Here is a 25,005-nt window from a genome sequence, read left to right as displayed (position 1 = left end):
GGGACCTGACAGGCCCGCGGTGGGTCGCCATGGATGACACAGGACACCGCCCCGGACAGGGACGTTCCTTTCGAGAGGCACGCATGAGCAGTTTGCATGCCCTGGCGGAGATGCTGCGCCAGCTGTATACGGCACGCCAGGCCAAGGTGGCCGACGCCTTGCTCGAACGCGTGCCCCGCGCCGCGCTGGAGCAGCTGCTGCATGAATCGTCGGCTTTCCTGGGCTACCGCGTCCGCTACGCCGTGGACGATGCCCTGCGGCACCGCAAGCCGGCGGCGGACGACCACGCATTGACGGTGATGCGTGCCATCGCCGCCGTGCTCAACGGATGGTTGCTGGACGGTCGCCGCCCGGCCATCCGTGCCGTATTGCGCGAACTCAGCGTGGTCGAGCTCGTCGAGCTCGCCCACCTGCCCGAGATCCATGACGAAGTCGCCTCCATGACCAGCGACTTCACACGAGGTTTGCCATGATCATTCGCCGCCTGCCTGCCACCCCGCGCCGCAACGCCGCCGTGGCGCCGCGGCCCACGCTACGCCGCCGCGCCATGTGCCAGCTGATCGCCGTCGCCTTGTTCGGCGGCGGGGCGGCGCACGCGGCGACGCCACCGGCGTTCAGCCAGGCCTGGTTCGCGGCAAAGCAGCAGCAGGCGGCCACGGCGCCGGCGCAAGCACCCGGTGGCGGCAACAACGTCGTGAGCTACACGCCCGGCACGGCGTTGCAGCAACAACGCGTGCAGCAGTCGATCACCAACCTCAACAACGCCGCCGCCGCGCTGGCCGCGCAGATGCAGCAGCAGAAGGAGGCGCAGGCGGCTGCCGTGCAGCTTGTCTCCACGGTGCCCAACGGCCTGGGCGAGGGCGCGCTGAAGCCGTCCGCCGGCATTGCCGCCGACCCCACGCAATGGCAGAACGCGCTCAAGCCCACCGATACGGTGGCGGCCGGCAAGCACACAGTGGAAGTGAAGCAGACCGCGAAGAAGGCGATCCTCACCTGGGATAGCTTTAACGTGGGCCGCGACACCACGCTGTACTTCAACCAGGCGGGAGGCAACCTCAGCGGCGGCGGCAACGACTGGATCGCGCTGAACCGCGTCAACGACCCCACGGCGAAGCCAAGCCAGATCCTCGGCGCCATGAAGGCCGAGGGCACGGTTTACGTGCTCAACCGCAACGGCGTGGTGTTCGGGCAGGGCGCGCAAGTGAACACGCGTTCGCTGCTGGCCAGTTCGATGAATCTGTTTTCCGACGACCTGAAGACGAGTAACAACACGTTCCTGACATCGGGCTTGTCCGACAGCGCGCGCATCAGCCAACCCGTGTTGCTCGCCAACACGTCCGCGCAGGGCAGCGGCGACATCGTGGTGGAGAAGGGCGCTTCGCTAACCGGCGGCAGCGACGGCTTCATCCTCCTGGCCGCACCGCGAATCGCCAACCACGGTGCGATCGTCGCCGACGACGGCCAGGTGTTCCTGGGTTCCGCGCCGGTGTTCAATACGGCTTCGAACGATGGGCAGCTCAACCTCGTCGGCTACAGTTACGGCGAGCAGGTGCCCGCCGACCAGGGCATCGACAACACCGGCCTCATCCAGGCCCGCCGCGGCACCATCACTGTCGCTGGCCCGCGCGTCAACCAGGATGGCGTGGTCGTCGCTTCCACCAGCATCTCGCGCCCGGGCAGCATCGCGCTGCAAGCCGATGGCGCGGGCTTCCCGGGGCCGCTGGAACTGGGCAAGGGCTCGGTGACGGCGGTACTGCCTGAGAAGGACGGCGCCACCACGTCATCGACGGCGGACGCCGACAAGGTGTTCGTGCCGGGCAAGGTCGCCTTGTCGGGCCTCAACGTGACGCTCGATAACGGGGCCCTTGTCGAGGTCCCGGGCGGCAAGGTCACCGTAGCTGCCATCCAGGCGGCGTCCCCGTCGTTTGGCCTGGGCAGGATATACGTCGACGCGGGCGCCACGATCGACGTTTCTGGCCTTGCCAATGTCGAGCTGCCCATGTCGGCCCTGCTGGTGAGCATCCCGCGCATCGGCCAGAACGAGCTGGCCGATGCGCCGCTGTTGCGCAACGGCTTCCTTTATCGCCAGAAAAACGTGCTGATCGACAGCACGGTATCAGGCACGCGTGCCGACGGCCTGGACTGGATTGGCAGCCCCATCCTCAACGCGAAGGGTTATGTCGAGAACATGCCCCGCGATATCAGCCAGATGCTGACAGGCGGCGGCTCGGTGACACTCGATGGCTACGAGGTAGTCACGCGCACCGGCTCGCACATCGGGCTGGATGGCGGCTATCTGGCGTATCAGTCGGGCTGGATCAATACGCCGAACCTGCTGGGCGCCGACGGGCGCATCTACAACATCGCATCGGCCGACCCTGACGTGGCCTACGTAGGCTTCGCGGGCCAATTTACCGCCGATCACGCCCGTTGGGGTGTCAGCCAGACCTATAACTCACCGCTCCTGGGCGGGGCGCGGCGATACCAGGAAGGCTTCGTAAAGGGTGCACACGCCGGCACCCTCACCGTGCACGCGCAGTCGATGGCGATGGATGGGGAAGTGACCGCCGCGGCCACGCCGGGCACGCAGCAGACCAGCGACGGCACGCAGCCGGGTGGGGGCATCTTCATCCTTGACCACCTCACCACCAGCACGCCGCCGGGCTTCGGCGCCGGCGTTCGCCTGCAGCAGAGCGCGCAGACCCTTGAATCCCTTTTACCTGGCTTCGACCGCGACACGTCGTGGAGCGACCTCGACGTGGCCGCCGGCGCGGATGCGCCATGGATGGTGGTCAGCGCCGACAAGCTGCGGAACGCGGGCTTCGATGTCGTCAATATCTCGGTCCCGGGCGCGGCATTCGAGGAAACCGCGGGTACGACGCTCGCGGTGGGGCCTGGTGGCGGCGTATCGATCACGGCCGGTGGCATCGATGTCTTTGGCGGTATCGCAGCCCCCGCGGGCACGGTATCGCTGCAGGCGGCCAACACCAGTGGCTTCAACACCCTCGCCCAGCCGGGTGTGTGGCTGCACGATGGCGCCGTGGTCAGCGCGCGCGGGCAGTGGGTCAACGATACCGGTGCGGATGCGACGCAGCTGCGTGGCTCGCGCTGGATCGATGGCGGTACCGTGTCGATCGGCACGCAGACCGACAATCATGTCTCGGCGGTCGACGACGACACAGGCTCCATCCGCCTCGACGCGGGCAGCACCATCGATGTCAGCGGCGGCGGGTATGTCGATACCCATGGCAATGTGCTCCTTGACCATGGCGTACCGGCGGGGCGAGGCGGCGATGTGTCGCTGCAGCTTTACCTGTATGGCCAGAACGAGTTTGCATGGCGCCCGGTACCGCCGGCGTTCGACCATGCGCGGATCGCCCTGGATGGCACCGTGAGTGGCTTCGGCTTTGCCGGGGGTGGCGCGTTGACCCTGCGCGCCATCGATATCCAGGTGGGTGGCGACCCGTCAGCGCTGCCACTGGCGAACGGGCTCTGGTTACCCGCGTCGTTCTTCACCGGGCAAGGCTTCAGCCGTTACAACCTCGACGGCGTGACCGATGTGTCCGTCGCCGCGGGTGAGCATGTCGTGGTGAAGCAGGCAAACCTGTTGGGCGATATCGATGCGCTCCGCACGCTGCCATCGGACAGCGACCTCTACGTGGCTCCGGGCGTCGCCGGCGCAGGCTACCTCGACGACTGGCAGCGCTGGGCCACGCGTGGCACGGCGGCGGCCGCGCTGCCTGGCCTCACGCTGAAGGCGGGTGACTACATCAACTGGGCCATCAGCGAAAGCGCCAGTTCGGGCCCGCGCGTGGTGCCGGGCGTGTCGGGCACCGTTTTGATCGGTGCCGGTGCCACGGTGGACGTGGACGCGGCAGGTATCATCGACCTTTCGTCGTACCACAACGTCATCGTGGATGGCAGCCTGGCCACGCATGGTGGCACCATCGCGCTCTCGACGAATGAACCGTTCGCCGATACCGGCCTTGCCTCGTGGCTGCGCCTTGGCGCGGCTGGCAGCCTCGATGTCAGCGGCACCGCGCTCGTCGACACGCACGCCGCGGCTGCCAACAGCGCCAGCGGCCGCGTGGTGCCGCGAACGGGTGAAGTGCTTGCGGGTGGCACCGTCTCGATGGCCGGCCCGGATGAAACCTTCATCGTGGCTGACGACGGCTCGCGCATCGACGTCGCGGGCGCGTCCGCGACGTTCGACCTGCCTGTCGCGTCGCAGCGCCTCAATGGCGATACAGGCAGCGTGGTGCCAACGAGCGTCTGGAGCGACGCGGGTAGCATCAGGCTCGGCGCATCGGCAGGCCTCTACCTGGGGGCCGCGCTGCAGGCGCACGGCGGCGCGGTGGAGGCGGAGGGTGGCTCGCTGCAGGTGCTCGCGCTCAACCGCGACGATCCCTCAGCCGTGGTCCGGCCCCGAGGCATCCTGGTCAACCAGTCCGCGGGGGCGAAGCCATCGTTCGCCTCGTCGGTCGATATGCCCGGCGATGCCGATGGCACGCTGGCCTTTGCTGCCGATGTGCTTGATGGCTCGGGCATCAGCTCGCTACTGCTTGGCCCCGAAGCCGGTCCACTGGGCACATACGACGCGATCCTGCCCGTCGCGTTCAGTGGGGACGTGGCCATCGAGGCCAGCCGCCAGGTGGCGATCAATGCAGCCAGCGTGCTTGCGCTGCCAGCCGGTGCGACGGGGATGACCGCGCCCGCCAACTATGTGCAGGGCGCAGGGCATGTGAGCATCCGCGCACCCTATGTCCAACTGACCGGTGTCTCGCCGTCCCCGGTGGCGCTGGCCGGCGCTGGTATCCTGGATGTGGCGGCCGCCAATATCGACCTGGGCGGCATGGTCAACCTGCAAGGCTGGAAGCAGGCCAGGTTCCAGGCCGACGACGACCTGCGCTTCACCTTCCCGCCTTACCTGCCGCCCGATGGCGCGCAGGCACCCGCGGGCATGCTCTTCTCCACGGGCGATCTTACCTTCGCCGCGGGGCAGGTGTACCCCGCAAGCGCCTACCGCTTTGCCATCGACGCCAATGCATCGGGGTTCACCGACGCCGATGGCAACGGCTGGGAAACCCACGTCACGTTCCTGCCGGCTGGGACGGCCTTGCCGCCGCCGCTGTCGGCGGGTGGCAGCCTGCTGGTCAGCGCCGACCACATCGTGCAACAGGGCACGCTGCGCGTCCCGTCGGGCTCGCTGGTGCTCGGCACGGCCGACCCCTCGGCCGACGCCGCTGCCTTTGGCCTGGCGACAGGCTTGCCCGCCCTGGCATCGACCCGGAGCGTGCATCTGGCCACGGGCAGCGTTACGTCGGTGTCGCTCGACGGCGTGACCGTGCCCTACGGCAACACCGTGGACGGCGTGGACTGGCGTTATGCCGTCGTATCCAACCAGACCGCGCCAGTTGTCAGCGCGCCGCCCGGCAAGCAGGTGGCAGTGCAAGGCAGCGCGGTGGCGCTGGATGCGGGCGCGACGATCGACCTGCATGGCGGCGGCGGGTTGCAGGCGTCGGAGTTCGTGCCAGGCGTTGGCGGTACGCGGGACCTGCTGGCGACGGCCCCCAACGGTGCCACGGCGTACGCCATCCTGCCGGGCCCGCAGGGCAAGCTCGCGGCCAACGACATCTCCATGCAGGCCAGCGGCACCGCGATGCCGGGCGCCGGCCGCCAGGTGTACCTCGATGGCGTCCCCGGCCTCGCCGCGGGCTACTACACCTTGCTGCCGGCGCGGTATGCGACGTTGCCGGGCGCGATGCGCATCTACCAGGACACCACCTCGCGCGATGCCTTGCCCGGCCGGGTCGCGGCATTCGCCGATGGCAGCTATGCCGTGGGCGGTTACTACGGCGATGCGCTGACGGGTGCGCGCGACGCGCGCACCACCACCTTCGTGGTGCAGTCGGCTCCGGTATGGCAGCAATACTCGCAGTACCGGCTGACGGATTCGGGCACGTTCTTCAGCGCAGCCGCCGCCAAGAAGGGGCAGGTGACGCCACCGCTACCGGTGGATGCCGGGCGCCTGCAGATCAGCGCCAGCCAGGCACTTGTGCTGGGCGCGACGCTGGACGCCACGCCGGCTACAGGCGGGCGTACGTCGCAGGTGGATATCGCGGGGCAGGCCATCCAGATCCTGGGCGCCAGCGACACCGCACGCGATGGCTACCTCGGGATCGCCGCGGACGGCCTTTCCACCCTCGGGGCGGGCAGCCTGCTCATCGGTGGTGCGCGGCACGACGCTGCCGACGGCGCCCACGTCGATGTCTCGGCACAGGGCATCCTCGTCTCGAACGACGCCAGCCACCCGCTCGCCGGCCAGGAAATCATCCTGGTCACGGGTGCCGGTGGCGACGGCATCACGCTGGAGGATGGCAGCGTTGTCGCCGCGCGTGGCGATGGCAACCCGGTGGCGAGCCAGCCCCTCGTGTTTGGCCGCGATGCCGGCACCGACGCAAGCGGCAACGCGGTAGCGGCGCTGGATGGCAGCGGCGCGCTGTTGCGCGTTTCGCAGAACGGCGCGGCCAGCGTTACGCGCCTGGGCCTACCCGCCGCACCGACCGGTGGCGCGCTCACCATCGGCGCGGGCGCGACGGTGGCCGGTGGCGCGGCACTGACGCTCGATGCGACAGGGCGTGTGCGTGCGGATGAGAGCGCTGTCCTGTCCGGCAACGCGATCGACGCCACCGCGAGCCGCATCGCCTTCGTCGGCGCGGGTGCGGCAGGCCCGGACGATGGCCTGGCGATCGGCCCCACGACACTCGCGCAGTGGCGCGGGGCCGATACGGTGTCGTTGCGCAGCCGCGGCAGCATCGATTTCCTCGGTACGCAGGCTATCGACATCGATAACCGGCTCACCCTCAGCGCGGGCGCGCTGCGTGGCGATGGCAGCGATATCGGCATCCACGCAGGCACCGTGGCCTTCGGCAACGAGCTCGGCGCCGCCGCGGGCGAGGCCCTCGGGGGCGCCGGCACGTTGCGCATCGACGCGTCCGAGATCGATTTTGGCCAGGGCACGGCCACGCTACGCGGCTTCGACGCCTTCGATGCATCGGCCACCACCGGCTTCGTCGGCACAGCCCAGGGCGGCATCGATTTTGGCAACGCGGCCGTGAACCTGGTCGCGCCGGTGTTCGTCGCCGACGGCGGCGCGGCGACCACGCTGGCCACCACGGGCGCCATGCGCCTGCAAGGCGGCGCGGGTGCCGCGCTTACGCGCGATGGCCTGGGTGGCTCACTCGCCCTGCGCGCGGCTGACATCGACGTGGGCATGGATCTGAAGGCACCGGCGGGTGCCCTTTCGTTCGCTGCGACCCAGGGTGGCGTGCACGTCGCAAGCGGCGCGACGCTCGATGCGGCCGGCGTCGCGAAGCAGTTCTTCGATACGGCGGCCTATGCACCGGGCGGCCGCATCGGCATCGTGGCCACCGGCGATATCGCCATCGACGAAGGCGCATCCATCCGCTACGCCGGCGCCGCCGATGCGGGCGACGCGGGTGCCTTCAGCGCCGTCGCGGGCGGGAACCTGCGCCTGGGCGGCACCTACGATGGCCGTGCCGCGCAGGGCTACCGCGGTGGCTACCTCACGCTGGGCACCGGCGGCGCGCTCGATCTCGATGCGGTTGCCAGCCTTGCCGCGGCCAGCGGCGCCACGGGCCTCGTCGATATCACGAGCGGGCAGGGCGATCTTGCCCTGTCGGCGGGCCACGTGTTGAAGGCCGGCAAGGTCTACCTGTACGCCAATGGCGGCACGGCGCGCATCGCTGGCACCGTCGATGCTTCCTCACCCGCGGGCAGCCACATCGAGGTATGGGGCCGCCAGGGTGTCGATATCGCCGGCACGCTCGATGCGCACGTCACCACGCCCGAGCAGCGCGGTGGTGACGTGGTTCTGGGCACGACGGGCACCACGACGGGCGCGCTCGATCCGGTCTATGGCTACGAGCAGGTGGCGCGCGGTGATGCGGGCTATATCCATGTCGGGCCGGCTGCGGTGATCAATGTCGCCGGCGGCGCGGATACCGAGTTCGCGGGCGGCAAGGTAAGCCTGCGTGCGCCGCTGCTGGCCGACGGCGACGTCCCCGTTACCATCGATAACCCGGAATCCATCCGCGGCGCGCGTGACGTGACGGTCGAGCCTTACGCGGTGTGGAGCACGACCGATGCACCGACGGACGCGGCAAGGCATTTCGATGGCGTGATCGATCCCGCCGGCTGGTTCGCCGCCGATGGCACCACGATGGTGCCGGGCACGTGGACGGACGAGAAGGGCGCGGCCTTGCCGGCGCCCGCCGACCTTGCGCAACAGGCGGACTACCTTACCCGCTACTACTTCACGCCGGATGCCATCAATACCGACCATGCCGGGTTCTTCGGCTACGCGGGCGGTGACGCCGCCAACGGCCCGGGTACGCTCATGGGCTTCGTCGGGCAGCCGGGCTTCACCTTCGGCGACCGCTTCGCGGGTATCGCCAATGTGCACGTACGGCCGGGCATCGAGTTGCGCAACCCCGCCGATGGCACCAACCGCGGCGACATCGAGGTGGTCACCAACTGGAACCTCGGTGCCGGCACCACCGATGCCGATGGCAAGCCTCGGCTTGCCTACCGCTTCAACGGCGAGGCGCCGATCCTCACCGTGCGGGCCAGCGGCAACCTCGACCTGAAGGCGAGTATCACCGACGGCTTCTACCAGCAAAACAATGGCGCCCAGCTCAATGATCCGCCGAAGGACGACGACGGCGGCGGCGCACCGGATGATCCGCAATACGATGCGGCGCTGGCCAGTTACCAGGCCGTGCAGGCGTACCTCGACGCCAACGCCGCTTGGAACGGCACCATCAAGCTTTCCGAAGGTGATGCCGCCAATGGCGATACACCGGGTGGCGGAACGGCCGATATCAGCAAGGATCCGTTCTACCAGCCGGTGACGGCGCCGGCCAAGGCGCAGGAAGACAACTACTACGTCAACTACCAGGGCTATATCAACGAGGTCGGTACTGACCAGACGGGCCTGTGGGCGTTTTATTTCGTGCAGCAGAACAGCGGCCCGGGGTTCCTGGCGCCGCACCCGCTATCCGCCGATATCCCACCGGCACCACAGCCCGCCGATTTCGGCAGCTACGACGACTACAACAACGAGTACACCAACTGGCTGCTGGGTAACTTCGGCTTTGGTAACCACCCGACTGATACGCCGTCACCGTTGCTCGCACCGGTGGATGCGAATTACGCCGCCTGGACGACGAACTACACCACCTACCTCAGCGGGCACCTCAACTACTTCCTCAACGTGTTGTTCTCCACGGTGAGCCCCTCGGGCGGTACGGCGCTGTTCTACGCGCCCTATGCGCCGAAGCTTTCGCCCAGGCCGACGACGCCGACCAACCCTGCCTACGCGGCCGCGCTGGCGGGCTACCAGAAGGCGCAGGTTTACCTGGACGCCAACAGTGCGTGGAACGGCACCATCAAGCTCTCCGACGGCGATGCCGCCAACGGCGACACCCCGGGTGGCGGCGTGGCCGATATCAGCAAGGACCCGTACTACCAGCCCCTGGTCGCGCCGGCGCTGAAACAAACGGACCAGTACTACACGAACTACCAGAAGTACATCAACGAAGTGGGCGACGACCAGACGGGCCTCTGGGCGTTCTACTTCGTGCAGCAGAACAGCGGCCCTGGGTTCCTGGCCATCCACCCGTTATCGGCGGATATCCCCGCGGCGCCCCAGCCGGCGGGGTACGCCAACTACACCGATTACAGCAACGACTACAGCAACTGGCTGCTGGGCAACTTCGGCTTCGGCGCGCACCCCACCGACACGCCATCGCCGCTGCTGCTGCCGGTGGATACCGATTACGCGGCCTGGTCGGCCAACTACGATACCTACATCAATGGCCACCTGAACTATTTCCTCAACGTGCTGTTCTCCACGGCCAGCCCGTCGGGTGGCACGGCGCTTTTCTATGCGCCATTCGCGCCGCGCAACGATGCGGACACCTCCGCGCCGCCGGCCATCGCCTATGGCAAGCCCGGGCCCAACAACACCCCATCGAACATGCCGACCTACGGCAATGCGACCTCGCTGGCATCGGCCACCCTGCTTGGCGGCCCCAGCACGTCGTACCGGCTGGTCGCCGGCGCCGATGCCGGCGGCGTCGATCCCCTTGGCACGTCGCTGGCCTCGCAGGCCCAGGTGACGCTGGATGGGCATTTCGCGGTGAAGGATACGGTGACCGACCCTGCCGTCGTGACGCCGAACGGCCCGTTGACCGGCAAGACGCTGTTGATGCCGACGACGGTACGCACGGGCACGGGCAGCATCGACGTGGCATCGGCGGGCGATATCCGCTGGCTGGATACCGCTGCGCCTGCCACGCTGTACACCGCCGGCGAGCCCGCCCCCGGGACGGACGCGGGCACGAACGTTCGCGTGCTGCGGCCCGCTGAGGCAGCCAGCGACGAACCAACACGGTACCAGCTGGACATGCTGGTGAACGATCTGGTGAACCCCGACCACGCCGGCGATATCCGCCTGCGCGCGGGTGGCGATATCGAGGGCATCCAGACCCTGGTGGACGCCGACGGCTCGCAGACGAAGGATCGCCCGGGCGATGCGGTATCGCAATATTGGTGGCAATGGCTGCAGGTCGGCAACGCGGCTGACGGTTCCCGCTCATCCATCGCTTTCGCGAACTTCCGCCAGGGCGTGATGAGCGCCGGCGGTGACGTCAGCGTGGACGCGGGCGGTAACATCAGCGAACTGTCGGTGTCATTGCCGACCACCTCGTACAAGGATGCCAGCCTGGCTTCGGTGACCACGGTGGGAGGAGGCGACCTCTCGGTGCATGCGGGGGGCGACATCCTGAGCGGCACCTACCTGGTAGCCAGGGGCACGGGTGATATTCGTGCCGACGGCGCGCTGGCGGCGTCGCCTGCGATGTCCCACGTCGACGCCGGCTACGACACAGGCACAGGCGATCTGACGATGGCGGTGGCCCCGTTGTTCGCGATGCAAGATGGTCGCGTCAGCGTCAGTGCCCGGCAGGGGATCGATATCGGTGGTGTGTACGATCCATCGTACTTCCGCTTGGGCGTGAACCGCCTGGCAGTAACCGACAGCCAGCCGTACTCCACCACATCGTCGTTCCAGGCCACCTCGGCGTCAGGCGATGTCATCTTCGCGAGCCTGTTCGCCGCCGGCTATCTGTTTTCCGGCAACGTGCCGTTCGCGGCGGCAGGCATCGCGGGGCCGGTGCTCCCGGCGACCCTGGGCCTGTCGGCCCTGGGCGGAAGTGTCGAGGTGCGCAACGCCGGGCTTCTCTTCCCCTCGCCCACGGGTAACCTCACGCTCCTGGCGGCTGACCGCCTCGCCTTCAATGCCAGCAGCGCCGATTCGTGGGGACAGGATGGGCCTACGCCGTATTTTGGCTTGATCGATAGTGCGCCGGACCAGATGCCGTCGCTGCTGGCACCCATGCCACAGGGACCGATCCCGTGGGTGGGCACCGATACCCGGCAGCAGGAAAATGCCGCGTTCCACGAGCCGGACGCCCTGCATGCCGATGACACCACGCCGATCCGCCTGTATGCCCTGGGTGGCGACATCGTCAACGGCGAAAACGGGGTAGGCGCGTTCTTCACCAACGAGGTGACGCTGTTCCTGCCGAAGCAGGCGGATATCCGCGCGGGGCGCGACATCGTCAACCTGTCGCTGGTGGGCCAGCACGCCCGCCGTGACGACATCACCCACATCTCGGCGGGCCGCGACATCTACGACGCGCCTTACGCCCTGGCGGTAGTCCAGCGGTATCCGTGGCAGACCACCATCGCCCCATCGCTCTTGCTGGGCGGCCCGGGCACGTTGGTCGTGGACGCGGGGCGTGATATCGGCCCCTTCACGAGCCAGGCCGACGTGGCACCGCTGGGCGGCAATGGCCAGTCGTACCCGACAGGCATCCAGGCCATCGGTAATCTTTATAACCCCTACCTGCCGCATGAAAGCGCCGATGTGCTGGTCAACTTCGGCGTCGGGCCTGGCGTGGATACCGCCAGCTTTGTCGCGCGCTACATGGATGGCGTGGACGGCCTGCCATCGCTGGTGCCGGACCTGGTCGCCTTCATGCAGAAGCGCATCGCGGGGCAGGCGACCGCGACGGGGCACGCCACCGACGACACTGTCGCGCCGCTCTCGCCCGCGGAAGCGCGTGCGTTGTTCGCGAGCGAACCGGAGATCGTGCAACGGCTGTTCGCGCAGACGGAGCTGTTCAAGCTGCTCGCGCAGGTCGGTGCCGACTACAACGATGCGTCGAGTCCTTATGCCGGGCAATACGCCCGCGGATACGCCGCGCTGGGCAGCATGTTCCCCGCGTCACTTGGCTACACCGCCAATGGCGCGGGGCAGGGCGGCCTCAACGGTACCGCCGATACGGTAAATACCGGTGACCTGGATATCCGTAGTTCGACGATCCAGACGCAGCAAGGCGGCAACGTGACCTTGCTTGGCCCGGGCGGCCAGGCATTGATCGGTAGCACCGCGGCGCCGGCGCGCTATGTCGATGCGCAGGGCAACGTGCTTGCCGGGCCGAACTCCATGGGCCTGCTCACGTTGGAGAATGGCGATATCAACGTGTTCACCGACCGCAGCCTGCTGCTTGCGCAAAGCCGCGTGCTCACCGAGCGCGGCGGCGATGTCACGGTCTGGAGTTCCAACGGTGACATCAACGCTGGGCAGGGCGCGAAGACCAGCAGTGAGATACCGCCGCCCACGTTCCTGTGCGACATCGATGCGTGGTGTCGCGTCGATGCGCGTGGCCAGGTCAGCGGCGCCGGCATCGCGACGTTGCAAACCGTGGAAGGCGCACCCCCGGGCAATGCCTACCTCGTCGCGCCGCGCGGTACCGTGGATGCCGGTGATGCGGGTATTCGCGTCTCCGGCAACCTGGTGATCGCGGCGGCGCGCGTCGCCAACGCCGACAACATCCAGGTGAAGGGCGACGCCATCGGCATCCCCGTGACCGCGGCGGTGAACATCGGCGCACTGAACGCAGCAAGCGCCGCCGCCACCGCGGCGTCTCAGGCCGCCGAAGACGTGGTGCGCAAGCAGCAGAGCGATGCGCGCGACAAGGCGCCGTCGGAGATATCGGTGCGCGTGCTCCGCGACGGCGACAACACGTCGAGCGTTGCCCCCGGCTCCGCCTATGACAATGCGTCACCCGTGCAGGTGCTGGGGGGTTCCGAAGCCAACGCGAAGCTGACGGATGCGGAACGCCGTGCGCTTCGCCGGATGTAGCCTTTCTTGAGCGGTTTGATGACAGCGCACATGTCCGTTCGAGCATGATCGTGACGCGTGCACGGTTTACGCGAGCCGCGGTCACGCGACGAACATATTTGTCGACACCGCAATGGCACGAAGGGGAAACGCAGTGGGGTGATGCTTGCAAGGCCTCCAATCGGGGGGCTTCACTGCAAGGGGATACACCATGCGTTGCACGCTTTCGATGGGAAACACCCGCATGAAGTTCATCGCGGGTGCTGTTCTGTTCAGCCTCGCCTCGTATGCCAACGCGGCGACCAGCCTCGTCGGTGGCGGCGCCACGCTGCCGACCTACGGCTACCTCAACCAGAGCGCCGGTGCGGCAACGGCGGGTAACCCGCTGGTCGCCGCGTCGGGTAGCGGCTCGCTGTTCGCGGTTTACACCGCCGCCACCACCAACACGATCACCTACTGCCCGACCGGCAGCGGCGCCGGCAAGCGCATCCTTGCCAACAACAACCCGTCGGTGGAAACGCCGAACGCTGCGTGCCTGAGCGGTGTCAACCCGACCGGGTTCCAGAAGACCGGCGCGGCTGCGATCACCCAGGCCGATTTCGCGGGTTCCGATGCCCCGCTGTCGACGAGCGAGTTTGATGCCTATAAGACAGGCCATGGCGGCGCGCTGCCGGAACAGTTCCCGGCTGTCGCTGGTGCCATCGCCATTGCGTTCAACAAGACGGGTGTCACGAGCCTGGCGCTGAGCGAAGGGCAGATCTGCGGTATCTTCTCGGGCCAGATCAAGACCTGGAACGATCCGGCGCTCGCCGGCACCGTCCCGTCGGGCACCACGGGTAACATCACCGTGTTTTATCGCCAGGATGGCAGCGGCACGTCGTTCTCGCTGCTGAACCATCTCACCGACGTCTGCCGTTCGCAGGTCGCGACGGGCAAGTCGCTGACGGCGCAGAATGCCTTCAAGACCGACCAGGCTTTCGGTACGGTGGGCGCGGCTTCCTATGTGGGCCTGTACAGCGCCGGCTCGGCTGCCAAGACCGGTAACCAGGGCGTCACGGACGCGGTGAAGGCCACCGACGGTTCCATCGGCTACGCCGAAGCGGCTTACCCGATCAACGCCCCGACGCGTTTTGCCTCGGTGAAGAACACCGCTGGCAACACGGTCAACCCGCAGACGGGTTTTGGCCCCACCGCTATCCCGGTGACGCTGACCTTCGGCCAGGCCATCACCGGCGTTGATTCGGCCGGTCGTCCGGTGCTTGGTGCCCTCTCGACGTCCACGCAGTGCGTGGCCATCGTTGACCCGAAGACCTACTCGAACCTTGGTTCGGCGTCGGGTAGCACGACCTACCCGATCCTTGCCATCACCAACCTGCTTGGTAACCAGTCGTCCAATGGCACGAAGGCCGCGGCCATCCGTACGCTGCTGGGCTCGGTCTACACGAACGCGCCCAACCGCTCGTCGGTGACCCGCATCGGCCGCGTCAATACCGGCTACGCGTGGCTGAAGGATGCCACGGGCAGCGCCGTGCTCGACAGCACGAACGCCACCACCGGTATCCAGGCTCGCATCAACGCCTGCATCAACTGATCCACGCGCGTTGTCCAGGACGGACATGGGGGCGGCTTCGGCCGCCCCTTTCCGCGCTTTCCGACTCTTGCCTGCAACACACCGGTGCAAGCCTCGCGCCATGGCCCCATGCGTATCCACATGTAAGCGCCGCCAAGCAGGTTTCAGCCTGCTTGAGACGATTGCGGCGATCCTCCTCCTTGCCTTGGCCTTCGGGGCGGTGATGCATGTCGCGGGTGCGGCGACGAACCTGACCAGCCACGCGCGCGAATTGAACCGCGTCGCGATGTTCGCCGACGAGACGTTGGCCAGCGTGGGCAAACGCGATGCGTTGCGCGAGGGCGTGCAGCGGGGTTGGTACGACAGCCGCTACCGGTGGCAACTCACCACGCGTCGTAACGACGCGTTTCCGGCGAGGACGCCGGACCTGCACCTTTACCGAATCGACCTGGACATCCTATGGCGCGATGGTGGCTCGGAACGCAGGGCGCACTTCGCCACCCTGCGCCTGCAGGATGAGCCGGCGCCCGCCGCGGCGCCCACGGTCGCCGCGCGATGAACGCGCCGCGAGGCTTCAGCCTGCTCGAGGTCCTGGCGGCGTTGGCCCTGTTGGCCATCCTGCTGCTGGGCGTTTATTCCGGCGTCCGCTCCACGACGCTCAGCACGAGCCATGGGTCGGCTGCCATCGCGCGCATGGACGAGGTGCGCGGCGCGCGTGAGTTCCTCCGCCGGCAACTGGCATCGGCGACAGCACTGCCGTGGAAGTGGGCGGGCGAGGGCATTCCCACGGTTTTCGAAGGCGACGCCACGCACCTTCGCTTCGTATCCACGCTGCCGGGCTACCTGGGCAAGCTGGGGCCGCAAGTGATCGAAGTGCTGCTGGTGGACGAGGCGCAGGGCCACGCGCTGGAAGCCCACTTCGCACCGTTGCCAGGTAGCCGGTCGAACGTGGCGGCCGGTGCGCGGGATCTGTTGCTGGCGAGGGTGCGCTCGCTGCGCGTTCGTTACGCCGCGCATGGCACGTCCGCGTGGCAGGAACAGTGGGCGATGCCGATGGAGCTGCCGGGCAGCATCGAGATCACCGTGGTGCCGGAGGAGGGCGCACCGGCATGGCCGCCGCTGGTCGTCTCGCCATGGCAGGACCCGGGGGCGGTGAATGTGCGCGCGGCCACCGGCCGGCTGCCGGGTACCGGCGAATGAACCGGCCACAGCGCGGCGTGGCCCTGCTGGTGGTGCTCTGGGCATGCACGCTGCTGGCGATCGTCGTGGGTGGCTTCGCCAGCATCGCCCGCGTGGAAGCGTTGCAGACGCGCTTCACGCTGGCCCAGCAACGCGCACGCTATGCGGCCGAGGCGGGCATCATGCAGGCGATCGCGGCTACCGATGCGCGGCGGCGCCAGGCCGTGCTCGCACCCACCGAAGCGACACCACCGGCCCGCTTGCCTGGTGATGGGCGCGCGCTGGCCCTGGATTTCGAGGACATGCATGTGGCGGTGGGCATCGTCGACGAGACAGGCAAGGTGGATATCAACAGGGCGGATTCGCGAACGCTGGAGGCCCTGTTCCTGGCGGCCGGTTGCGGTGCGCCTCGCGCTGCGGCGCTGAAGGATCAGGTGGAGCGATGGCGCGGCCCCGTGCCGGGCCCGGTCGGCGATGATGGCGCGCCGCGCGCGATCGCGAGGCCGGCGGCCACGGCCGGCCGCTACGTTTCGTTCGCCGCCATCGAGGAGCTGCAGGCGCTGCCGGGCATGGATGCGGAGCTGTTCGTGCGCATCGCGCCTGCCGTCACGGTCTGGTCTGGCCAGACCGCACCCGAGCCACGCTTTGCCCCGCTGCTCGCGTTGGCGACCCTGCGCGGTGTCGATCTCGCGCAGGCGCGCGCGATCGTCATGGCCCGTGACAGCGCACCGCCGGGCACGGTCCTGCATGACCTGCCTGGTGGCATCAGCCTGGGTGATCCGTTGCCAGGCAACGCCTTCACGTTTAGCGCCGCCGCGGATGATGGGCATGGCGGGCGCGCTACCGTGGAGGCGACGGTCGTCTTCGCGCTTGCGGCGAGCGAGCGCGTACCAGGGCAACCGCTCTACACCATCGTCCGCTGGCGCGATGGCCCCGCCAGTTGACCGCTGGCACCGCCTCTTGCCGAGTTAGTGCATACCGCGACCGCCGACGCGCACATAAACGTAACTGCACACACCCGCGTCACGACGCGGGTCGCATGTTGGGCGTGACACAGGACAGCGGGGGCGCGCGTGATCCAGGATCTTGCCGGCTGGTCGAAAGTGCTGGAATTGATGCCCACGGCCATGTTCGTGCGGGATGCGTCGCATCGCTGGGTGTTCGTCAATCGCATCGCCTGCGACTACTTCGGCATCGAGCCCGATGCCGTCCTCGGCCGCACCGATGCCGAGCTGTTCCCACCCGACCAGGCCGAGCGCTTCGCCCGCGGCGATGACGCCGTGTTGCGCGGCCACGAAGTGGTGGAGTCCGAAGAGGCCGTCTACGACCTGCTGGGCAAGTCGCGGACGCTGCTGACGCGCAAGACCTGCATCGAGCTCGACGGCAAGCCGCACGTACTGGCCTCGGTCACCGACATCACCGAGCTGCGCGAATCCGAGGCCCACGTGCGCTGGCTGGCCTGCCACGACGCGCTGACTGGCCTGTCGAACCGCACGGCCCTGTTTTCCCGCATCGACGCGGCCGTGGGCCGCGCGGCCGAAAACAAAGGCAAGGCGGCGCTGTACTACCTCGACCTGGACGGGTTCAAGAAGGTCAACGATACCTACGGGCACCTGGTGGGCGACGAGCTGCTGGTGCAGTTCGGCAAGCGCCTGCGCCTTACCGTGGGGCCCAACGATGTCGTAGCGCGCATCGGCGGCGATGAGTTCGCCGTGCTCGTCGAGGATAGCGGCGACCTCGACCTCGACGGCGTGGCCGATGCCATGCTTGCGCTGGCGTCCGCGCCCTTCGATGTCCTGGCGGCGCAGGCTTTCATCGGCACGTCGATCGGCGTCGTACCGATCACCACCGACGCCACGTCATCGGGCGAGACGGCGCGCAAGGCCGACAGCGCCCTTTACGAGGCGAAGAAGTCGCGCAACCGGTACGTGGTCTACACCAACGCGCTGGATGCGTCGCTCGCGCATCGGCGCGAGATCGAAAACGCCCTGGCGCAGGCACTGCGCACCGGCGAGGGCCTGAGCTGCCACTACCAGCCCATGGTGCGCGCCACCGATGGGAAGGTGATCGGCCTCGAGGCACTGGCGCGCTGGCGCCACCCGACGCTGGGCGTGGTGCCGCCCGTCCAGTTCGTGGCGGTGGCCGAAGAAACCGGCCTCATCGGCCCGCTCGGCGAGTGGGTGTTGCGCACCGCGTGTGCGCGGATGAAAGGGGTCGATGACCTGTTCATCGCGGTGAACGTCAGCGCCGTGCAGCTGCGCGACGACCGTTTCGCCGACCGGGTGCTTTCGATCCTGGCGGAGACGCATTTGCCGCCGCGGCGGCTTGAGCTGGAGATCACCGAAACGGCCATCGTCCACGCGGATGGCGCCGCCACGCGCTTGCTGAAACGCCTGCGCCAGGCGGGCGTACGCATCTCGCTGGATGACTTCGGCACCGGCTATTCGAGCCTCACGTTGCTGAAGGACCTGGACGTGGACAAGGTGAAGATCGACCGCTCGTTCGTGCAGATGGCGCCCCTGGCGGAGGATTCGGCAGCGATCGTCCGTGCCGTCTCGAACCTCGGCTCGGCCCTGGGCCTGTGCGTGGTGGCCGAGGGCGTGGAGACCGAAGCACAGCGGCAGTTCCTGCGCGATGCCGGCTGCGATGAGCTACAGGGCTACCTTTTCTCGGCGGCGGTGCCCGAGGACCGCATCGAGCGCGTGAGCGGCATGCTGGCGCCGCTACCGGCTCATTCGGCGGGGTAGGCGCCGGCGGGCATCGGCCACGTGCGTCGCAGGTCGGGCATGCCGGGCACCGAGGTGGGCTGGGGCAGGGGCAGGGGCATCTGCACGCCGGCCAGGCCGCCGGTCGCGTCGCCGACGATGGCGATGATGCAGCCACCGCTTTCTTGCGAGGTGCCCACCGACAACCGGCCCCACGGCATCTGCATCGTGGTGTAGCGGTTCGGCAGCATGGACGGGGCGCCCGGCAGGTTGGTCTCGGTGCTGGCCACATGGAAGTGCTCGGCCATGGCCTGGCGGGTGAAGCAAGGCCGTTGCTCGAGCTGGATCGAGGTAAAGCGGGCCATGGGCACATCGCCACCCTCGTTGAAGCCGCGCACTTCGAGCGCCGACACACGGTACCCGTCGCGGGTGATGAACGAGGTGCTGCGGACGATCTGCGACGGGGCGTCGAGGGTCGCATGCAGGCCGCCGGGCACCCGGGCCGAGAGCTGGTCCACCGCGTTGGGCAGCGTGCCCATGGTGCCGTCGATGAGTTCCACCAGGCTCTTGTCGCTGCGCGGCGGCACGGCGGCCTGCACCGGGGCGACGGCGAGCGCGGCGAGCAGGGCGGTAGCGGCAGGCAGGCGCATCGGGGCCATCGACGGGGGCAGGGGGCGCTAGTGTGCCCGTTTTTGCCCGCGCAAAGAAAAGGGGTTGGTATCAGGCACGCACGGCCGGATATCGGGTGTGAACGCCCAGGCCCCCGTACCGATGACAGACCTCCACTTCGACAACGCCTTCACCCGCGAATTGCCCGCCGACCCCGATACCCACCTGGCCCCTCGCCAGGTGCTCGGCGCCGCGTTTTCGTGGGCTGAACCGACACCCGTGCAGGCCCCGCGCGTGGTGGCCGTGGCCGGTGACGTGGCCGCCATGCTGGGCATCGACCCGGCGCGCCCCGATTTCGCCGAGGTCTTCGCCGGCAACGGCACCATCCCCGGCATGACGGGCTACGCCATGGCCTACGGCGGCCACCAGTTCGGGCAGTGGGCGGGGCAACTGGGCGATGGCCGGGCCATTGGCCTGGGCGAGGTGCTGACGGCGCGGCACGGCCGCCAGGAACTGCAGCTGAAGGGTGCCGGGCGCACCCCGTATTCGCGCGGTGCCGACGGTCGCGCGGTGCTGCGTTCGTCGATCCGCGAGTTCCTGTGCAGCGAGGCCATGCACCACCTGGGCGTGCCGACGACGCGCGCGCTGTCCGTGGTGGCCACGGGTGACGAGGTGGTGCGCGACATCCTGTACGACGGCCACCCGGCCGCCGAGCCGGGTGCCATCGTCTGCCGCGTGGCGCCGAGCTTCCTGCGCTTTGGCAATTACCAGCTGCCCGCGTCGCGCGGGGACACCGCGCTGCTGCGGCAGCTCGTCGACTTCACCATCCGCACGCACGTCCCCGCGGTGCAGGCGTTGCCGGCGGGCGAGCGCCACGCGGCCTTCTTCCGCGAGGTGGCGGAGCGCACCGCGCGCCTCATGGCCGAATGGATGCGCGTGGGCTTCGTCCATGGCGTGATGAACACCGACAACCTGTCGATCCTGGGCCTCACGATCGATTACGGCCCGTACGGCTGGGTCGATAACTTCGACCCCGACTGGACACCCAACACCACCGACCGCATGCACCGGCGCTACCGCTTCGGCCACCAGCCGCGCATCGGCTACTGGAACCTGCAGGCGCTGGCCCAGGCCCTGTCGCCCTTGTTCGACGGCAACGATGCCCTGCAGGCGGGCCTGGACGCCTACGTGCAGGTGTTCGAGGCCACCGACGCTGCGTACTCGCTAGCGAAGCTTGGCCTGCTGCATGGGCGTGGCGGTGATGACGAGCTCGTGGCCGACCTGCGCGGCGTGCTCACCGCGGGCGGCATGGACATGACGCTCTTCTACCGCGACCTTGCCTTGCTGGACGTGCGCGCACCCCACGCCGGCGTGTTGGGCGCTTCGTTCTATAGCGAGCAAGAACGGTTGGGCGTCGCCGACGCGCTCGATGCATGGCTGGTCCGCTACGCCGCCCGGGTGCGCGACGACGAAGCAACGGAAGGCGAGCGCCTCGCGCTCATGCACGCCAGCAATCCGCGCTACGTGTTGCGCAACTACCTGGCGCAGCAGGCCATCGACAAGGCTACCCTGGGGGATAACAGCGGCGTTGTCGAACTCCTCGAAACGCTGCGCCGCCCTTACGACGAGCAACCGGGCCGCGACCACCTGGCCGGGCGCCGCCCCGACTGGGCCCGCGACCGCGTCGGCTGCTCGATGCTCTCCTGCAGCAGCTAACCGCTGGCGTAGGAGCCCACTCCGTGGGCGACATCGTTTCGCGACCACGTAACAGGGCCTGCTGCCCTCTCGCGAAAAGATGTCGCGCGCGAGCGCGCTCCTACAGGGTGGGGCTAGAATGGTGGGTCTCGCAACCGCCCAGGGATGCCCTGCACCGTGTCCGCCGGTACCGCCTCCGACGCTGCCCTCGATGCCTTGTTCGTTCCCTTCGACGCCGGTGAGCTGACGTTTCCGGCGCAGGGTGGCGTGCTGGTGCTGCGCGCGCGCGAAGGCATCGCGCTGCGCGAACACATCCGCCCCGGCTGGCTGCTGCAGCAATCGTTCGCCCCGGCCACCAACGCGCTGGCCCGCCACCATTACGCGACGATCGACGACCTTGGCGATGCGGAGGATGGAGGGGCGGTGGGAGCGCGCTTGCGCGCGATGGGCCACCCGGAAACCTTCGAGTTCGTCCTCGTCCTCCCCACCCGCCAGCGCGAGGAAACCCGCGCCCTGTTCGCTCGGGCGATGGCCCTGGTCTCGCCCACCGGCGTTGTCGTCGCCAGCGTTCCCAACGCCGAAGGCGCGAAGACCGCCGAAGCCGACCTCGTCGCCCTGGCCGGCGGGGTGGCGCAGTTGTCGAAGCATAAGTGCCGCGTCTTCTGGACCCGCCCCGGCGTGGCACCCGACGCCGCGTTGTGGCGGGCGTGGCTCGCTTTCGACGCGCCGTTGCCGATCGACGAGGGGCGCTACACCAGCCGCCGTGGCCTGTTCGCATGGGACCGCATCGATACGGCATCGAAGCTGCTCATTGGCGTGTTGCCCGATGACCTCCATGGCCACGTTGCCGATCTCGGCGCCGGCTTCGGTTACCTGGCCTGCGAAGCGCTCGCACGCAACCCCGGGATCACCGGCGTCGACCTGTTCGAGGCCGAAGGCCGCGCGATCGAACCCGCGCGCCTGAACCTCGCCGCGGCGGTCGCACGCACGGGGCGCGACATCGCCACGCGCGTCGAGTGGCATGACGTCACGCTCGGCGTCGACGGGCGTTACGACGCCATCGTGTCCAACCCGCCTTTCCACCAGGGCCGCGCCGACGACCCCACGCTCGGTCGCGCCTTCATCACCACCGCCGCCCGCGCCCTCGTGCCGCGCGGCCGCTTCTGGATGGTCGCCAACCGCCACCTCGCGTACGAGGCCACGCTTGCCGCCTGCTTCGGGCAGGTGCGCACCGTGGTCGAGCGCGATGGCTTCAAGGTGATCGAAGCGAAGGATCCCCGCCCATGAAACTCGTACGCCTCCTCGCCAACCTTGGCTACGGCAGCCGCAAGCAAGTGGCCCAGCTGTTCCGCGAGGGTGCCGTCACCGACGCGAACGGGGACGTGCTCTACGCCGACGACAAGGTCGACCACGCCGATGTCCGCTTCGACGGCGAGCCGCTCGACCCGCCGCAGGGCCTGGTGGTGATGCTGCACAAGCCCACCGGCTACACCTGCTCGCGCAAGGACGTGGGCCGTCTGGTCTACGATCTGCTGCCGCCGCGCTTCGGCGTCCGCAACCCGGTGCTGTCCACCGTCGGCCGCCTCGACCGCGATACCTCGGGCCTGCTGCTGTTCACCGACGATGGGCAGCTGCTGCACAGGATCATCTCGCCGAAGAGCGCCTTGGCGAAGGTGTACGAGGCGACGCTTGCGGACGACCTGAAGGGTGGGGAAGGCGCGCTGTTCGCCGCGGGCACGCTGATGCTCGACGGCGAGACCGAGCCCCTCGAGCCGGCCACGCTGGAGGTCCTCGGGCCGCGCCACGTGCGCCTTTCGATCACCGAGGGCCGCTACCACCAGGTGCGGCGCATGTTCGCCGCGGTGGGCAACCACGTCGAGACGCTGGAGCGCGTGGCCCTGGGTGGCCTGACGCTGGGCGGGCTGGAACCGGGGACATGGCGGTTGCTCACCGACGCCGATATCGCGCAGCTGTTTGCCTGACCGGGTGCCCGCTCTTCCCGTAGGAGCCCACACCCGTGGGCGACAGCTCCCCGCGAAAAGCTGTCGCCCACCGGTGTGGGCTCCTACCACCCGCTTGCCGCAAGAACCATCGCGCGCAAGCGCGCTCCCACATGTGGACGCCGCGTGCACGCCCGGTGCAGTATCCCGGGTTACCTCTGATCAATGCTGGGAGCGGAAGATGAGAAAGATCGCAATCGTAGCGGCCGGGTTGCTGGTGTGTGGCGCGGCGCAGGCGGCCGACACGAGCGTCACCGTGCCGATGACCATGGTGTCGACGGATGGCACGGGCACCTCGGTGGGTAGCGTCGTCGTCAGCGAAAGCGCGGGCGGCCTCGTCTTCACCCCGAACCTCAAGGGCCTGCCGCCGGGCGAGCACGGCTTCCACCTGCACGAGAAGCCCAGCTGCGCCCCGGGCGAGAAGGATGGCAAGAAGGGCGCGGCCCTGGCCGCCGGTGGCCACTTCGACCCGGCGCATACCGGCAAGCACGAGGGCCCTGATTCCGCCGCGGGCCACGAAGGCGACCTGCCCAAGATCACGGTGGCCGCCGACGGTACCGACACCACCGCCGTCACCGCGCCGCGGCTGAAGAGCCTGGCCACGCTGAAGGGGCATGCGTTGATGATCCACGCGGGTGGCGATAATTACGCCGACCAGCCGAAGCCGCTGGGCGGTGGCGGGGACCGGATCGCCTGTGGCGTCGTGAAATAAACAAAAGCGGTCGCGCGCAAGCGCGCTCCTACGTGTAGGAGCGCGCTTGCGCGCGATGCTCGTGTCGCTCAGAACAAATCGATGCTACCCAACGCCACCGGCGCACCCAGTTCGCCGCGGGCGGTAAGCGATTCGAAGCCCTGCACGCTGTTGCGGCCGTTCTGCTTGGCGTAGTACAGCGCCTTGTCAGCGCGGTCGAGGACGATCTCGGGGTAGTCGTTCTCGCTGATGCGGGCGTAGCCGATGCTGACCGTGACGTGGCCCACCTGCGGGAACACCCAGTCGGCGATGTGCTGGCGGAAACGTTCCAGCGCACCGGCCGCCGCGCCTTCGTCTTCCGAGGCGATGAGCATGACGAACTCTTCGCCGCCGAAGCGGAACAACACGTCGTTCTGGCGGAAGCAGGCGCGCATCTGCTGCGCGAGCATCAGGATCACCTCGTCGCCGTACACATGCCCCCAGGTGTCGTTGATGCGCTTGAAGTGGTCGATGTCGAGGATGGCCAGGTAAATCTGCGCCACGTCGTCCTGGGCCAGATGGCGGCGCTCCTCGTCCTGGCGCTTGGCGGCGCGGGCGCGCTGGCGCTGCAGCTTCAGCAGGCGCTGCAGGCGCTGTTCGAAGCTGCGGCGGTTATACAGGCCGGTGAGCTTGTCGCGCTCGCTCTCGTTCAGCAGGGCGATGTAATTCGAATAGATGCGCGCGAACCCCTCGACCAGGGTGCGCACGCTATCGAGCGTGTCGTCGGCCTCGAGCATCAGCGCGCCGATGGCCGCATGGTCGCGGATCACCGGCACCACCAGGCGGCAACGGCCGTCGTCGGTGACATCGGAGATGACTTCCAGCGTTTCCATCGCGCAGACGATGGTGTCGATGGGGTCGCCGTCGCGCATCGGCTCCACGGCTTCTACCACGCAACGGCCTTCGTCGTTGCGCGTGCAGACGGTGAGTGATTCGACGGGGTGGGCGAGGCTGTCGCCGCGCTTGCACAGGGTGACGCTCTTCACGGCCACCAGTTCGGCCATGGAGAGGACGAGGCTGTGGTCGAGCGCATCGATGTCGCGGTGGTGGGTGAACTCCGCCACGGACGCCAGCAGCCTCGACTCCGGCATGCCGCCGGCCAGCGAAACCCACGGCGCCCTCACGGGTGCACCTTCAAGTCATGACGTCGCACCGAACCCATCCTCCCCCGAGAAGGCCCCCTGTTGGGCCTAGTGATCGCGTGCCCTCGGCAGCCCCGTGGAGGGCTCCCTTGACTGGTTAAC

13 protein-coding genes are annotated in these 25,005 nt (G+C 68.4%); 11 read left to right on the top strand and 2 right to left on the bottom strand.

The genetic code is table 11. The annotated features are described in order from the left end of the window. Positions 1 to 83 precede the first annotated feature (83 nt). The 7 genes from VI08_RS10405 (at position 84) to VI08_RS10375 (ending at position 18,769) form a co-directional block, all read left to right on the top strand. Positions 84 to 473, top strand: coding sequence for a hypothetical protein (locus VI08_RS10405; protein ID WP_157006622.1), 390 nt, complete (start codon positions 84 to 86; stop codon positions 471 to 473). Next, the gene (locus tag VI08_RS10400) at positions 470 to 13,294 is read left to right on the top strand and encodes a filamentous haemagglutinin family protein (RefSeq protein WP_045829512.1); all 12,825 of its coding nucleotides are present in this window, start codon (positions 470 to 472) and stop codon (positions 13,292 to 13,294) included. The genes VI08_RS10405 and VI08_RS10400 overlap by 4 nt, the downstream gene beginning before the upstream one ends. Before the next feature lie 190 nt (positions 13,295 to 13,484). Next, a complete protein-coding gene (locus VI08_RS10395) occupies positions 13,485 to 14,864 on the top strand; it encodes a substrate-binding domain-containing protein (RefSeq protein WP_045829511.1) in 1,380 nt (459 codons plus the stop codon). Between the two features lie 100 nt (positions 14,865 to 14,964). Then, positions 14,965 to 15,402, top strand: a complete 438-nt coding sequence (locus VI08_RS10390) for a prepilin-type N-terminal cleavage/methylation domain-containing protein (RefSeq protein ID WP_045829510.1) — start codon at positions 14,965 to 14,967, stop codon at positions 15,400 to 15,402. Beyond that, a complete protein-coding gene (locus tag VI08_RS10385; RefSeq protein ID WP_052697823.1) occupies positions 15,399 to 16,043 on the top strand; it encodes a prepilin-type N-terminal cleavage/methylation domain-containing protein in 645 nt (214 codons plus the stop codon). The genes VI08_RS10390 and VI08_RS10385 overlap by 4 nt, the downstream gene beginning before the upstream one ends. Next, entirely contained in the window at positions 16,040 to 16,966 is a 927-nt protein-coding gene (locus VI08_RS10380; RefSeq protein ID WP_052697822.1) for a general secretion pathway protein GspK, read from the top strand. The genes VI08_RS10385 and VI08_RS10380 overlap by 4 nt, the downstream gene beginning before the upstream one ends. Positions 16,967 to 17,095: 129 nt before the next feature. After that, a complete protein-coding gene (locus tag VI08_RS10375) occupies positions 17,096 to 18,769 on the top strand; it encodes a putative bifunctional diguanylate cyclase/phosphodiesterase (RefSeq protein WP_045829508.1) in 1,674 nt (557 codons plus the stop codon). On the opposite strand, the gene VI08_RS10370 is transcribed toward VI08_RS10375, so the two are convergent. Continuing rightward, the gene (locus tag VI08_RS10370; RefSeq protein ID WP_157006618.1) at positions 18,754 to 19,377 is read right to left on the bottom strand and encodes a hypothetical protein; all 624 of its coding nucleotides are present in this window, start codon (positions 19,375 to 19,377) and stop codon (positions 18,754 to 18,756) included. The genes VI08_RS10375 and VI08_RS10370 overlap by 16 nt on opposite strands. A gap of 121 nt (positions 19,378 to 19,498) precedes the next feature. Between VI08_RS10370 and VI08_RS10365 the strand changes: the two genes are divergently transcribed. From VI08_RS10365 to sodC, 4 genes are all read left to right on the top strand, one after another. Continuing rightward, positions 19,499 to 21,052: a protein adenylyltransferase SelO gene (locus VI08_RS10365; protein ID WP_045829506.1), complete on the top strand. Its 1,554-nt coding sequence runs from the start codon at positions 19,499 to 19,501 to the stop codon at positions 21,050 to 21,052. A 144-nt stretch (positions 21,053 to 21,196) separates the two neighbouring features. Beyond that, positions 21,197 to 22,318 (top strand): class I SAM-dependent methyltransferase, encoded by a 1,122-nt coding sequence (locus VI08_RS10360; protein ID WP_157006615.1) that lies wholly within the window; start codon positions 21,197 to 21,199, stop codon positions 22,316 to 22,318. Beyond that, the gene (locus VI08_RS10355; protein WP_045829505.1) at positions 22,315 to 23,013 is read left to right on the top strand and encodes a pseudouridine synthase; all 699 of its coding nucleotides are present in this window, start codon (positions 22,315 to 22,317) and stop codon (positions 23,011 to 23,013) included. The genes VI08_RS10360 and VI08_RS10355 overlap by 4 nt, the downstream gene beginning before the upstream one ends. 199 nt (positions 23,014 to 23,212) lie before the next feature. Next, entirely contained in the window at positions 23,213 to 23,743 is a 531-nt protein-coding gene (gene sodC / locus VI08_RS10350; RefSeq protein WP_045829504.1) for a superoxide dismutase family protein, read from the top strand. Between the two features lie 68 nt (positions 23,744 to 23,811). Here sodC and VI08_RS10345 read toward each other — a convergent pair whose 3' ends face one another. Beyond that, entirely contained in the window at positions 23,812 to 24,885 is a 1,074-nt protein-coding gene (locus tag VI08_RS10345) for a GGDEF domain-containing protein (RefSeq protein ID WP_045829503.1), read from the bottom strand. Between the last annotated feature and the right edge of the window lie 120 nt (positions 24,886 to 25,005).

The organism is Luteibacter yeojuensis, from assembly GCF_000964085.1.
Taxonomy (GTDB): Bacteria; Pseudomonadota; Gammaproteobacteria; order Xanthomonadales; family Rhodanobacteraceae; genus Luteibacter; species Luteibacter yeojuensis_A.
This window is presented reverse-complemented; position numbering and strand designations above follow the sequence as displayed.

What these genes read in the sequence shown, in the direction of transcription:
- VI08_RS10405 (WP_157006622.1), top strand. Translation starts at nt 84, where the DNA reads ATGAGCAGTTTGCATGCCCTGGCGGAGATGCTGCGCCAGCTGTATACG.
- VI08_RS10400 (WP_045829512.1), top strand. Translation starts at nt 470, where the DNA reads ATGATCATTCGCCGCCTGCCTGCCACCCCGCGCCGCAACGCCGCCGTG.
- VI08_RS10395 (WP_045829511.1), top strand. Translation starts at nt 13,485, where the DNA reads ATGCGTTGCACGCTTTCGATGGGAAACACCCGCATGAAGTTCATCGCG.
- VI08_RS10390 (WP_045829510.1), top strand. Translation starts at nt 14,965, where the DNA reads ATGGCCCCATGCGTATCCACATGTAAGCGCCGCCAAGCAGGTTTCAGC.
- VI08_RS10385 (WP_052697823.1), top strand. Translation starts at nt 15,399, where the DNA reads ATGAACGCGCCGCGAGGCTTCAGCCTGCTCGAGGTCCTGGCGGCGTTG.
- VI08_RS10380 (WP_052697822.1), top strand. Translation starts at nt 16,040, where the DNA reads ATGAACCGGCCACAGCGCGGCGTGGCCCTGCTGGTGGTGCTCTGGGCA.
- VI08_RS10370 (WP_157006618.1), bottom strand. Translation starts at nt 19,377, where the DNA reads ATGCGCCTGCCTGCCGCTACCGCCCTGCTCGCCGCGCTCGCCGTCGCC.
- VI08_RS10365 (WP_045829506.1), top strand. Translation starts at nt 19,499, where the DNA reads ATGACAGACCTCCACTTCGACAACGCCTTCACCCGCGAATTGCCCGCC.
- VI08_RS10360 (WP_157006615.1), top strand. Translation starts at nt 21,197, where the DNA reads ATGCCCTGCACCGTGTCCGCCGGTACCGCCTCCGACGCTGCCCTCGAT.
- VI08_RS10355 (WP_045829505.1), top strand. Translation starts at nt 22,315, where the DNA reads ATGAAACTCGTACGCCTCCTCGCCAACCTTGGCTACGGCAGCCGCAAG.
- sodC (WP_045829504.1), top strand. Translation starts at nt 23,213, where the DNA reads ATGAGAAAGATCGCAATCGTAGCGGCCGGGTTGCTGGTGTGTGGCGCG.